Source organism: Streptomyces sp. NPDC051217 (assembly GCF_044455465.1).
Lineage (GTDB): Bacteria > Actinomycetota > Actinomycetes > Streptomycetales > Streptomycetaceae > Streptomyces.
Genome location: NZ_JBITEV010000007.1, coordinates 260810 through 272495, shown reverse-complemented (window position 1 = coordinate 272495; position 11686 = coordinate 260810). Strand labels below are relative to the sequence as shown.

Sequence of the window (11686 nt, the reverse complement as noted above, 5' to 3'; positions counted from 1 at the left end):
GCACCGCGCTGCGCCGCAACGTCGGAGCCATGACGCGCGGCACCGTCCTCATGGGCCTGTACCAGGCGGGGGAGACCGCCTTCCCCGTCGCGCTCGGCCTGATCGTCGAGCACACGATGCAGGACCGGAGCCCCCGGGCGCTCGGTCTGTCGATCGCCGCGCTGGCAGTGATCATCACGACCGTGTCGCTGTCGTGGCGGTTCGGCATGCGCACCTTGCAGAAGGCCAACACGACCGAGGCGCACCGCTGGCGGGTACGGGTGGCGGAGTGCGGGCTCCAGCCGGTGGCCAGGGACGTCGACCTGAAGTCCGGCGAGGTGCTGACCATCGCCACCGAGGACGCCGACCAGACCGCCGACATCATCGAGGTGGTGCCGCTGTTGATCAGCTCGCTGGTCGCGGTGCTCGTCGCGGCGGTCGCGCTGGGCCTGGCCGACATCCGGCTCGGCCTGCTGGTGATCGCGGGGACCGTGGCGATCCTGTCGATCCTGGCCGTCATGTCGCGGCGGATCGGCGCCAGTACGCAGGAGCAGCAGGCCCGGGTGGCGCGGGCGGGCGCGAAGGTCGCCGACCTGATCACCGGCCTGCGCCCGCTGCACGGCTTCGGCGGCAACCACGCGGCGTTCCTCTCGTACCGCGAGGTCAGCTCGGACGCGAAGCGCCAGGCGGTCACCGTCGCCAGGGTGAACGGCGTGTACGCGGGCACCGCGCTGGCCCTCAACGCGGTCCTCGCCGCCGCGGTGACCCTGACGGCTGGCTGGCTGGCGTTCGGCGGGCAGATCACCATCGGGGAACTCGTCATGGCCGTGGGCCTCGCGCAGTTCATCATCGAACCGCTCAAACTCTTCTCGGAGATGCCGAAGTACGTGATGATGGCGCGCGCGTCGGCCGAGCGCATGGCGCTGGTGCTGTCCGCGCCGCCGGTGACGGCCCCGGGGGCGGAGCGCCCGGCCCCGGGCGGGGACCTGGAGATCGACTGCGTACGGTACGGGACCCTGCGTCAGCTGAAGTTCCAGGTGCGGGCGGGCGAGTTCGTGGCGATCACCGTCTACCAGCCCCGCGCCGCCGCCGACCTCGCGTCGATTCTCGCCGTCAACGTGCCGCCGGACGCGTACGAGGGAACGGTACGGGTCGGTGGCCGGGCCATCACGGACCTGTCGGTCGAGGCCGTCCGCGAGCACATGCTGATGAACCCGTACGACGCGGAGATCTTCGCGGGCACCCTCCGTACGAACATCGATCCGTCGGGCACCAGCCCGATGGTCCCGGAGGCCGTCGAGGCGTCCCTGCTGACCGATGTGGTGGCCCTGCACCGCGACGGCTTGGACTACGGCGTCCGCGACCGGGGCGCGAACCTCTCCGGCGGGCAGCGCCAACGGCTGTCCCTGGCCCGCGCCCTGGCCACCGACAGCGACGTGCTGGTCCTGCACGATCCGACGACGGCCGTGGACGCGGTCACCGAACAGCTCATCGCGCGCAACGTCGCGAAGCTGCGCCGAGGCCGCACCACCGTCGTGCTCACCAGCAGCCCGGCTCTGCTGGACGCCGCCGACCGTGTCCTCGTCCTGGACGACGGGGCCATCACCGCCGAGGACACGCACCGGAACCTGCTCGCCACGGACGAGGAGTACTGCCTGGCCGTGGCGCGGTGAACCGCTGAGCCCTGCCGGGGACTTCGCGAAGTGGTGTCCCCGGTACGAGGACGATCCTTCGCCCTCCGATCCACCGCATCCGACGCCGCGCACTGATCCACCGGGGATGACGGCCTCCCTTGGGCTCAGCCGAGCGCCCAGGCCACATCCCTGACCAGGGCGTGCCGCCAGCCCACCCGGTCGTGGCCCGACGGCGACCTGGAGACCCGCACGGTCGCACCGGCCTGTTCGACCAGGGTCTCGGTCAGCGAGCAGTGGGGCAGCATCCCCGTCTCGTGTTCCCCCACGTCGAACGCGCACCGCAGACCGGACAGGTCGGGGCGCTCCCGCAGACGCGCCGCGACAGTGCCGCCGACGGGGCCGCCCAACGGGTCCGCCAGAGCCATGGCATCGGGCGTCCACCAGAAGGACGCCGACTGGCAGGCGACGCGGGAGACCAGGTCCGGGAATTCCAGCGCCGCGTACATCGCGCTCAGCCCGCCGAGGCTCTGCCCGGCGACCACCAGCCCCTCCCTCGCGGCCGGTACGCCGCTCTCCGCCACCAGCGGCAGCAGCTCGTCCCGTACCGCCTCCCACAGCTCGGGCCGGCAGCCGAACTCGGCCTCCCTGTCCTTGGCCGGCAGGAAGACAAGGGTGGCGGGGGGCATCTCACCACTGGCGACGGCCGAGTCGAACGCGGCCATGGCCGGGTGCAGATACAGCCAGTCGTCCCCGTCGAGCAGGAGGACCACCGGCCCGCCGCCGCCCGCCGGGTGGACCCGCACCGTGCGCCGTCCGCCGAGCCGTTCGCTGCTCCAGCGGAGCCGGGTGCGGGGGAGTGGCAGGACGACGTCGCTGCCGGAGCCGACGGCCGGCCAGTGCGGCTGAGGAGGGCTGTCCGGGGTCGCGGCCACGGACCGGTCGCCGCCGGCGCCGTTCGGGTTCAACGGGTCGGCGTACGAGGCGTCTCCCGCGAGGAGTTGGTAGGTCACCCGCAGCCGTGCGGGCATGGGCACCTCGGCGTACCAGCAGTCGCTCTCGCGCCATCTGCGCAGGAGAACCGGCTCCGACCAGCTCTCGAAGACGACGCTCGCGGGAGATCCGCGCCACAGGAACAAGGTCAGCCAGCCGCCGTCGCCGGCGGGCACCGACACGGGCGTACGCGCCGCCGCCCAGAACTCCTCGGTGCCCGGCTCGCCGGGCAGTCCGAAAGCGACGAAGGCGTTGTCCTCGTCGGCCGCGAGGCGCATGAACGTCTCCTTGTGAGAGGGAAGGGGAAACGTTAGGCTCCCCTTTGATTAGGCGAGCCTAACCTAATGTTGGACTCCCTTCCGTTGGACCCCCAGGAGGCACTGAGATATGAGCACCAACCCCTTCGACGACCCCGAAGGCCGTTTCCTGGTCCTGGTGAACGACGAGGGGCAGCACTCCCTCTGGCCGTCCTTCGCCGAGGTGCCCGGGGGGTGGAGGACCGTCCTGGACGAGAACTCCCGTGACGCGTGCCTGGAGTTCATCGAGACTCACTGGACCGATCTGCGTCCCCGGTCCCTCGCGGCATCGACGGACGGCTGACCTCCCGGAGAGCGGTACGCCACCGATGCTCTGCACCAGACTGACGAACGCCCGCTTCCTCACCATGGATCCGGACCGCCCCGTCGCCCACGACCTGGGCATCTGGCGGGGCCGGATCGTGGGGCTGGACGAGGCCGTGACCTCTCTGCCCGCACGCGAGGTGATCGACCTTCAGGGCGCCACCGTGCTGCCCGGGTTCGTCGACGCCCATGTCCATCTGGCCTGGGCGGGGCTCAAGGAGAACACCCCGAGCATCGCGGGCCTCGCACGGACCGACGACGTGCTCGCCGTCGTGGCGGAAGCCGTCGCCCGGGAGGGCCCGCCCGGCGCCTGGGTGAGTGTCGCGGGCTACGACCAGCGGGCCCTGGGCCGTCATCTGACCGCCGCCGAACTGGACACGGTCAGCCACGGGCACAAGGTCTTCCTGCTGCACGACTCCGGGCACGGCTGCGTCGTCAACTCCGCCGTTCTCGGCCTGCTTCCCGCAAGCGTTCCGCACGGGAACGGCTTCCTCGCCGAGGGCGCCATGGGCGCCGCCCGCGCACTGCGGCCGCCCCACTCCCAGCGGGAACTCGCCGAGGCGATCGGGCGCGCCGGCCGGACCTGTCTGGCCGAAGGGATCACCGCCTGCGCCGAGGCCGGCATCGGCGGCACCCTCTTCGGTCACAGCCCCGTCGAGCTGGGTGCCTACCAACTCGCCCGTGAGCAGGGCCTGTTACCGCTGCGGGTACAGCTCATGGTGGCCGCCGAGCGGCTGCGCACGGCCGCCGGGCACGAGGCCGACGGCATTCCCCGGGCGCTCGACCTCGGCCTGCGCACCGGGTTCGGCGACAGCCGGCTCTCCGTGGGCGCGCTGAAGATCTACACGGACGGCGGGATGATGGCCCGGACCGCCGCACTCGGCGCCCCGTACGAAGGGCTCGACCACAGCGGCCAGTTGCAGGACGACCCGGACGTGCTCACCGAGGCGATCGTGGACGGCCACCTCGCCGGGTGGCAGCTCGCCGTCCACGCCATCGGCGACCGGGCGGCCCAACTCGCCCTGGACGCCCTGGAACGGGCCCAGCGCCTACGGCCGCGCCCCGGCGCCCGGCACCGTATCGAACACGCGGGACTGATCCGCCCCGACCAGCTCCCACGCTTCGCGCGGCTCGGCGTCAGCGCGGTCGTCCAGCCCAACTTCCTCCGCCGCTTCGGCGACGACTACGCGGCGATCATGGGCGAGGAACGGGCCCCGTGGCTCTACCGGGGCAGGGCGTTCCTGGACCACGGCATCCCCCTCGTCGGCAGCTCCGACCGGCCCGTCACGGACGGATCCCCGCTGCGAGCCGTGCAGTTCATGGTCGAACGCGCTTCCGAGTCCGGCCAGTTGATCGGCCCGGACGAGGGCGTCACCGTCGACGAGGCCCTGCGCGCCTACACGGTCGCCGGCGCCTACGCCTGCCACTGGGAGGAGCACGTGGGAAGTCTCGCCCCGGGCAAGTCCGCCGATCTGGTGGTGCTCGGGGACGACCCCCGGCGCGTCGACCCCTCGCGTATCGGAGACATCGAGGTGGTGGCGACGTACGTCGACGGCAGTCCGGCGGAGAAGACGGCGCCGGCCTCGGCCTCCCCGCACTGGACTCGAAAGTAAGGTAAGGCTAACCTTAATTCGTTTGTTCGTCGGAGTGACACGCCATCAAGCCGTTCTCCGATCGTGGAACCGAGGAAGGAAAGCCTTGATCACGGCTACGCCGCCCGCCCCGCTGCCGCATGCGCCGTACGCGCCGCTCGCGCCGACGCCCTCCGTACGCTCCGCCCGCGCGGAGGACGCGTCCGCACTCGCGGAGCTGTCCCAACCCTTCGTGCGTTCGGGGGCGTTGAGGGAGCGGCCCGCCTCGCTCTACGCCACCCACGCCGCCGACTTCCTCGTGACGCAAGGCCGGCCCGGGGGCCCGCTCGACGGCTGCGTGGGCCTGCGGGTGCACCCGGCGGACCCGGGGAAGGGCGGCCGCGGAGCAGTGGGCGTTCTGTACAACTTCTGCGTGACCGGGCAGCGGCAGGGACACGGGGTGGGTGCCGCGCTCCTGCGCGGCGCGCTGGCCGCGGCGCGTGCCCGGTCCCTGGACGCGCTGTACACGGCGACGACCGGCGGTGGCGGCCTTTTCCTCCGCCACGGCTTCGCGCCCACGACGGCGCTTCTGGCGCCCGCGTCGTGGGCCGAGTCGCTGGATCCTCGGCGTAACGCGCGGATTCTCGCGAAGGTTCTGTGATCTCTCGGCTCGCCCTCGGGGCCAGGCCCTGAGGGCGCTTGACGGTCAACTCCCCGGCCTACCGGGCCTGTTGGGCCTGTTCGGCCTTCCGGCCGGGCGGGCCGGGGATCAGACCGCGCCAGGGACCACGGTGGTTCCGGGGCTGGTCTCGTCGAGGACGCCTCGCAGGACGGCGTGCGGCACGCGCCCGTCCAGCACGTGGGCCCGGCGCACCCCGCCTCGGACGGCCCGCAGGCAGCCTTCCATCTTCGGCAGCATCCCGCCCGCCAGCCCCGGCAGCAGCCCGTCCAGCGCGTCCGCCGTCAGGCGCCCGATCACCTCGGCGCTGTGCGGCCAGTTCTCGTACAGCCCCTCCACGTCGGTGAGCATCACCAGCCGCTCGGCGCCGAGCGCCACGGCCAGGGCCGAGGCCGCGAGATCGGCGTTGACGTTGTAGATCTCTCCGCCCTCACCGCGCGCCACGGGGGAGACCACCGGGACATGGCCGTCCCCCAGGAGGGCGTGCACCATGCCCGGGTTCACGTCCACGATGTCGCCCACGAGGCCGATGTCGACCGGCCGGCCGTCCACCCGGGCCGGCCGTCGTACGGCCGTCATCGTGTGCGCGTCCTCACCGGTCATACCGACGGCGAAGGGAGGCCCGTACGCGTTGATGTGGCCGACCAGCTCCCGCTGGACCCGCCCGGCCAGCACCATGCGTACGACGTCCATGGTCTCCGGCGTGGTCACCCGCAGGCCCGCCTCGAACAGGGTCTCCAGGCCCAGGCGGTCGAGCATCGCGCTGATCTGCGGCCCGCCACCGTGCACGACGACCGGGCGCAGGCCCGCGTGCCACAACTCCACGACGTCCTGGGCGAATGTCCGCCGCAGCCCGGCGTCCACCATGGCGCTGCCGCCGAACTTGACGACGACGACGGAGCTGACGGGGCGCGCTCCGGTACTCGTACCGTTCACGAGCTGTCCGTGCTCCGGCACGGTCGTCGTGGCCCGTTCGGTCATGGTCTCCGTCTCCAGTGGTGTCCGTGCGTCACGCGTTCTCCGGTTTCCCGCGCACGGTGCGGGAGAGGGCCGCAGGAGACACTGCCACAGCGCTCGTTAGCTTAGCCTAACCTAAATAATGACTGGGTCGACGCTCTTGCGCGGAGCGGTGCGGAGCTCAACCGGCGGACCGTGGGAGGGACCTCGGTGAGTGGTTACGGTCGATGCCTTGGCCGGTTACGGGCTCCCCTTGCCTTGTTGAAGGTGCAACCATTGCCCGGTCCCGGGCCGCCGGCCCGAGCGTCCCGACCATCTCCCCACGAAGGCGGACCACATGACCCTGCGAATGCCGCGACTCACCGGAACTGCCGCCGCTGTGACGGCCGGCGCGCTGCTCGGCCTGCTGGGCGTAGCGCCCTCCGCCATGGCGAGCGCGCAGGCCGGCGGGGCCTCCTTCTACACGGGAGGCCAGCAGACCGGGGACGAGACGGCGGTCGACCTCGACGCCGTCGGCGTCTGCCGGTCACTGCCGCTGTCGGCCCGGTCGGCGGTCAATCTGTCCGCCCAGGACATCGACGTCTTCTTCCGCCCCGGCTGCGAGACCGGAACACCCGCCGCGCCCGGCGACACCTACTACGTACTCGGCAGCCTCCATACCGCGTCGTTCCCCTTCCCGGCGCTGAGCTACCGGGTCCTGCCCACGGCCTGAGCCGCCGGGCCACCGACGGCGCGCTCGGGCGCGGTTGCCCCGGGCGCGCCGTCGGGGAGGTGCTGACCACCCCCCGGTCGGGGAGGTGCTGACCCCCTCGGCGGAACCGATCACCCGCTGGATGCGTCTGTCGCTGGCATGCGCGGATATGCGGCTGGACAGGACATGAACACCTCTTCACGGACGACCGGCGGCGCCGGATGCCTCCTTGCCGCCCTCGGCGCGGCGACCGCCCCGCTCGTATGGGCACCACGGGCCCAGCTGAGTATCGGCGGCGGGTTCGAGGGCAACGCCCGTGATCTGAGCGTGCTCTACGTCGACCTGCCGCTCATCGCGCTCGGCGGCGCTCTGTTACCTCTCCTGGCCTGGGCTCTGACCCGGCGCCGGACGGGCAGGCCCTGGGTCGCGGTGCTCGTCGCCGTGGCCGCGCTCGCGCTCGGGATCTGGGGGCTCATGGAGTGGTGGACTCCACGACACGGAGACCCGGGTCACGGCTCCGGAATCTGACCTCGCCCCGTCAGATGGACTGCCCCGACTCGGGGATCCCGCCGAGCTGACTGGCCAGGGAGTAGAGATTGCCCACTCCCCGGTGTGCGACGATCCTGCCGTCGACCACACGCATGGCGTCGATCCTGATGGACGTCTGTACGGCCGCCGGGCGATCACCCGACCGGACGCGCTGGGCAGGGCCTCGGCGGGCCCGGGACACCAGGATGGAGCGTGCTGGGCTCCTCTCGCCGCAGGGGCGAGGTCGGTGATGCCCGGCGTACGCGTGACCGTCCGTGCCGGTGTCCCCCGTGCGAGGGAGAGGTATGACCGAGACCGAATCCGAGAGAGCCGGGACCGGTCGGCCCTCGGCACACCCCAGCCCGGCCCCCGTATGCGACCTTCGGCTCGTCGGGGCCAACCCGGACTTCTGGTACCCCGTCGCACTGTCCAAGAAGGTGCGCAGGAGGCGCGTGCGCGCGGCCACGTTCGCCGGTCAACGCATCGCGCTCTACCGCGGCGACAGCGGCACCGTCTACGCGGTAGAGGACCGGTGCGCCCACCGGCAGGTGCCGCTCAGCATGGGTGTCGTGGAGGGCGAGAAGCTCCGTTGCTGCTATCACGCGTGGGCCTACCGCGGAGACGGCCGTATCTCGCAGATCCCGTATCTGTCCAAGGGGGACGGGCGTCCGCCGCGAGGCGTGCGCGGTTACCCCGTCCGTGAGGCGTACGGCCTGGTGTTCGTCTTCCCCGGTGACCCGGAGAGGGCGGTGGCCACCCCGCTGCCGGAGCTGCCCGCCTTCGGCTCGCCGAAGTACAAGACCATGACCTTCTCCCGGACCGTGCGCTGCCACTACTCGTTCATGCACGAGAACCTGCTGGACATGAACCACCAGTTCCTCCACCGGGGCGTCGTCGGCAAGCTCCATCCCGAGCTGCTGGGGTACGAGACCGACGCGCGGTCGGTGGAGGCCAGGTACCTGTTCACCCACACCGGGGGGAAGCGGAACCGCGGCGCCGGCCTGCTGGCCAACGAGGGCATCGGCGGGGGCGACTCCAGCGACGTCATGACCATCCGCACCGGGTACCCGTACCAGACACTCGACCTGGTCCCGGAGGCCGCCGACCATCCGGCCTTCCGCCTCTGGGTCGCGTACGTGCCCGAGGACGCCGAGCAGCGCAGGTGTCACGCCTATGGCCTGCTCATGATCGAGAAGCCCGGTGTCCCCGGCGCCCTCCAGCTGGCCTGGCCGCTCATCCGGCGCTTCACCGAGCGGGTGTTCGCCGAGGACCGCCTGGCCGTCGAGGCCGAGCAGCGGGCGTGGGACGAGCAGGGCCGGGACCTGAACCACGAGATCTTCCCGCTGATCCTCGACCTCCGCGAGGTGCTGCGTACCAACGGAGTCCCTCTCGATCCCCAGGCTGCCGTGTGCGGCAGCGCCCCGGCGTGCGACGGCCGGGCCTCGGCGCTCGGCGACCGTCCTGCGGCGCGCCGCTGAGATCTGGCGGCCAAACAGGGATGAAATGCATGGATGTGTTCATTTCGTAGCCTGTGGCTGGAGAACTGAGATGCGCGTGATGCTCGTTCACCCGAGTGCGCTGATGTACTCGGAGATCTTTCTGCGGCTGGAGCCGCTGGGTCTGGAACGTGTCGCCGCGGCGGTCCGCAACGCGGGCCACGAGGTCCGGGTGGTGGACCTGCAAGTACTCTCCCGCCCGTTCCTCGACCGTGAGATGGCCGAATTCGCCCCGGAGGCGCTGGGCCTCTCACTGAACTACCTCGCGAATGTTCCCGAGGCGATCGAGATCGCGCAGCAGGCCAAGGCGATGTTCCCCCAGTGCTTCGTCTTCTTCGGAGGGCACAGCATCTCGTTCATCGCCGAGCATGTGCTGGCGCAGGCCGACGGAGCGGTCGACGCGATCGTACGAGGCGAAGGCGAGCCCGCCGTCCCGCTCCTGCTGGACGCCGCACGGGACGGCGGGCTGAAGTCGGTCCCCGGCGTCGTCTGCGCGGAGGGCCGGGGGCCGGCCCCCAAGCTGCTGGACACCCTGGACGAACCTCTGCCGGCCCGCGACCTCATGCGCAAGCGCAACCGTTACTTCATCGGCGAGCTCGACCCGTGCGCCTCGATCGAGTTCACCCGCGGCTGCCCCTGGGACTGCTCGTTCTGCTCCGCATGGACGTTCTACGGCCGCAGTTACCGCAAGGCGTCCCCGGAGGCCGCCGGGGCGGAGATGGCGTCGATCCGGGAACCGAACGTCTTCATCGTCGACGACGTGGCGTTCATCCGGCCCGAACACGGCCACGGCATCGCCGCCGAACTGGAGCGCCGCAAGATCCGCAAGCGCTACTACCTGGAGACCCGCAGCGATGTGCTCCTGCGGAACAAGGAGGTCTTCGAACGGTGGGCCAGGCTCGGACTGCGCTACATGTTCCTGGGCATGGAGGCGATCGACGCCGAAGGGCTCGACCTCTACCGCAAGCGCGTCACCCCGGACGACAACTTCCGGGCGCTGGAGATGGCGCGCGGCATGGGCATCGTGGTGGCCATCAATCTGATCGTCGACCCGGCATGGGACGAGGAACGGTTCCGGGTGGTACGCGATTTCGCGCTCGCCGTACCGGAGATCGTGCACCTCACCGTAATGACGCCGTATCCGGGTACCGAGATCTGGCACACGGAAGCCCGCCAGCTCACGACACGTGACTACCGGCTCTTCGACATTCAGCACGCGGTCGTTCCCACCACGCTCCCGCTCGACGTCTTCTACCGCGAGCTGGTGCGCACCCAAGCGGTCATCAACCGCAAACACCTGGGCGTGCGCACGGCCTTCGGCGCGCTCGGCGTACTCGGCCGCAACCTCATGCACGGCCAGACCAACTTCGCCCGCATGCTCTGGAAGTTCGGCAGCGTCTACAACGTCCAGCGTCAGCTCGCCGACCACCAGCGGCATGTGCGGTACGAACTGCCGCTGCCACCCACCCGCGAAGCCCCCGTCGGCCGCGAGGAGCTGTACATCCACACCAAGGCGGCCACCCACTCCCGCCGCCGGGCCGATCCGGAGCCCGAGCCCGGCTGATGGGCGGCGCCGAACCTCCCCGGCGCCTTTCTCCTGTCCTTGAAGGCCCCTGTTCCGCCTGTTCGGTCTCGTCGTAAGGAGCACGGCTCGTGAAGATCGGTATCGGCCTCCCCAACCAGGTACGCAACGTGCGGGCCGCCGTCATCCCCGAGTGGGCCAGGAGGTCCGAGAAGGCCGGCTTCTCCTCGCTCGGCACGCTGGGCCGTATCGCCTACCCCGGCGTCATGGACACCGTCGCCCTGGCCGCCGCCGCGGGAGCGACCAGCACCATCGGGCTCGTCAGCACTGTCCTGCTCGGCCCCGTGTGGCCGTCGGTGATCCTGGCCAAGGAGGCCGCCAGTATCGACGTGATCTCCGGCGGGCGCCTCACGCTGGGACTCGGGCTCGGCGGCCGCCCGGACGACTTCGTCGCGGAGGGGCTCGGCCCGCGTGGCACCGGCAAGCGGCTCGACGCGGACATCGAGATGTTCAGGCGCGTCTGGGCCGGCGAGCCCGTCCCCGGCAGCGACAACGCCGCTGTGCCCGCGGGTTCTCGCCAGATCCCGTTGCTGTTCGGCGGCATGGCGCAGGCGTCGTTCGACCGCGTGGCCCGGGCCGGTGACGGATGCGTCGGCGCGACCGTGCCCGCCTCCATGGTCGCCCCCGTCTTCGAAAGCGTGCGCGCCGCCTGGAGGGAGGCCGGCCGCGAGGGATCGCCGCGACTGGTCGCCATCGCCTACTTCGCCTTCGGCGACATCGACGCGGGCCGGGCCAACGTCCACGACTACTACGTCGCCCTCGGCGCCGAGATGGCCGATCTCGGGGCGGCCGGGGTCAGCGGAGGGGCCGACGCCGTGAGGGCGACGATCGATTCCTTCGCCGAGATCGGCACCGACGAACTGATTCTCCACCCGACGCTCGACAGCCTCGACGAGGTGGCACGGCTGGCCGAGGCCGCCCTGTAGGGGCGTGCGGCTCCGGAATTCGTCCGGCCGTCA

Annotated in this window: 11 protein-coding genes; 9 read left to right on the top strand and 2 right to left on the bottom strand. The window is 71.3% G+C overall.

What is annotated here, in order from left to right; all coding sequences use genetic code 11:
* Window positions 1-29 precede the first annotated feature (29 nt).
* The gene (locus ACIBBB_RS18755; protein ID WP_398983262.1) at window positions 30-1652 is read left to right on the top strand and encodes an ABC transporter ATP-binding protein; all 1623 of its coding nucleotides are present in this window, start codon (window positions 30-32) and stop codon (window positions 1650-1652) included.
* A 125-nt stretch (window positions 1653-1777) separates the two neighbouring features.
* Here the strand turns inward: ACIBBB_RS18755 and ACIBBB_RS18750 are convergent, their stop codons facing one another.
* Window positions 1778-2881 carry an alpha/beta hydrolase-fold protein gene (locus tag ACIBBB_RS18750; protein ID WP_398983260.1) on the bottom strand — a complete coding sequence of 368 codons (1104 nt, stop codon included), beginning with the start codon at window positions 2879-2881 and terminating at the stop codon, window positions 1778-1780.
* 109 nt (window positions 2882-2990) lie between these two features.
* Between ACIBBB_RS18750 and ACIBBB_RS18745 the strand changes: the two genes are divergently transcribed.
* From ACIBBB_RS18745 to ACIBBB_RS18735, 3 genes are all read left to right on the top strand, one after another.
* The gene (locus ACIBBB_RS18745; RefSeq protein ID WP_398983258.1) at window positions 2991-3203 is read left to right on the top strand and encodes an MbtH family protein; all 213 of its coding nucleotides are present in this window, start codon (window positions 2991-2993) and stop codon (window positions 3201-3203) included.
* A gap of 25 nt (window positions 3204-3228) precedes the next feature.
* Complete coding sequence (locus tag ACIBBB_RS18740; RefSeq protein ID WP_398983256.1) at window positions 3229-4836, top strand: amidohydrolase; 1608 nt, start codon at window positions 3229-3231, stop codon at window positions 4834-4836.
* An 85-nt stretch (window positions 4837-4921) separates the two neighbouring features.
* On the top strand, window positions 4922-5455 hold the full coding sequence (locus tag ACIBBB_RS18735; protein ID WP_398983254.1) for a GNAT family N-acetyltransferase: 534 nt from the start codon (window positions 4922-4924) through the stop codon (window positions 5453-5455).
* Between the two features lie 108 nt (window positions 5456-5563).
* Here ACIBBB_RS18735 and argB read toward each other — a convergent pair whose 3' ends face one another.
* Complete coding sequence (argB, locus tag ACIBBB_RS18730; protein ID WP_398983252.1) at window positions 5564-6454, bottom strand: acetylglutamate kinase; 891 nt, start codon at window positions 6452-6454, stop codon at window positions 5564-5566.
* A 313-nt stretch (window positions 6455-6767) separates the two neighbouring features.
* Between argB and ACIBBB_RS18725 the strand changes: the two genes are divergently transcribed.
* From ACIBBB_RS18725 to ACIBBB_RS18705, 5 genes are all read left to right on the top strand, one after another.
* Window positions 6768-7142, top strand: coding sequence for a hypothetical protein (locus ACIBBB_RS18725; protein WP_398983250.1), 375 nt, complete (start codon window positions 6768-6770; stop codon window positions 7140-7142).
* Window positions 7143-7307: 165 nt separating this feature from the next.
* The gene (locus tag ACIBBB_RS18720) at window positions 7308-7649 is read left to right on the top strand and encodes a hypothetical protein (protein ID WP_398983248.1); all 342 of its coding nucleotides are present in this window, start codon (window positions 7308-7310) and stop codon (window positions 7647-7649) included.
* A gap of 305 nt (window positions 7650-7954) precedes the next feature.
* Entirely contained in the window at window positions 7955-9127 is a 1173-nt protein-coding gene (locus ACIBBB_RS18715) for a Rieske 2Fe-2S domain-containing protein (RefSeq protein WP_398983246.1), read from the top strand.
* 70 nt (window positions 9128-9197) lie between these two features.
* On the top strand, window positions 9198-10709 hold the full coding sequence (gene hpnR / locus ACIBBB_RS18710; protein WP_398983244.1) for a hopanoid C-3 methylase HpnR: 1512 nt from the start codon (window positions 9198-9200) through the stop codon (window positions 10707-10709).
* 89 nt (window positions 10710-10798) lie between these two features.
* The gene (locus ACIBBB_RS18705) at window positions 10799-11653 is read left to right on the top strand and encodes an LLM class flavin-dependent oxidoreductase (protein WP_398983242.1); all 855 of its coding nucleotides are present in this window, start codon (window positions 10799-10801) and stop codon (window positions 11651-11653) included.
* Window positions 11654-11686: the final 33 nt, after the last annotated feature.

Coding starts and splice junctions, on each gene's coding strand:
- ACIBBB_RS18740 (WP_398983256.1), top strand. CDS start 3,229: ATGCTCTGCACCAGACTGACGAACGCCCGCTTCCTCACCATGGATCCG.
- ACIBBB_RS18750 (WP_398983260.1), bottom strand. CDS start 2,881: ATGCGCCTCGCGGCCGACGAGGACAACGCCTTCGTCGCTTTCGGACTG.
- ACIBBB_RS18725 (WP_398983250.1), top strand. CDS start 6,768: ATGACCCTGCGAATGCCGCGACTCACCGGAACTGCCGCCGCTGTGACG.
- hpnR (WP_398983244.1), top strand. CDS start 9,198: ATGCGCGTGATGCTCGTTCACCCGAGTGCGCTGATGTACTCGGAGATC.
- ACIBBB_RS18745 (WP_398983258.1), top strand. CDS start 2,991: ATGAGCACCAACCCCTTCGACGACCCCGAAGGCCGTTTCCTGGTCCTG.
- argB (WP_398983252.1), bottom strand. CDS start 6,454: ATGACCGAACGGGCCACGACGACCGTGCCGGAGCACGGACAGCTCGTG.
- ACIBBB_RS18720 (WP_398983248.1), top strand. CDS start 7,308: ATGAACACCTCTTCACGGACGACCGGCGGCGCCGGATGCCTCCTTGCC.
- ACIBBB_RS18715 (WP_398983246.1), top strand. CDS start 7,955: ATGACCGAGACCGAATCCGAGAGAGCCGGGACCGGTCGGCCCTCGGCA.
- ACIBBB_RS18755 (WP_398983262.1), top strand. CDS start 30: ATGACGCGCGGCACCGTCCTCATGGGCCTGTACCAGGCGGGGGAGACC.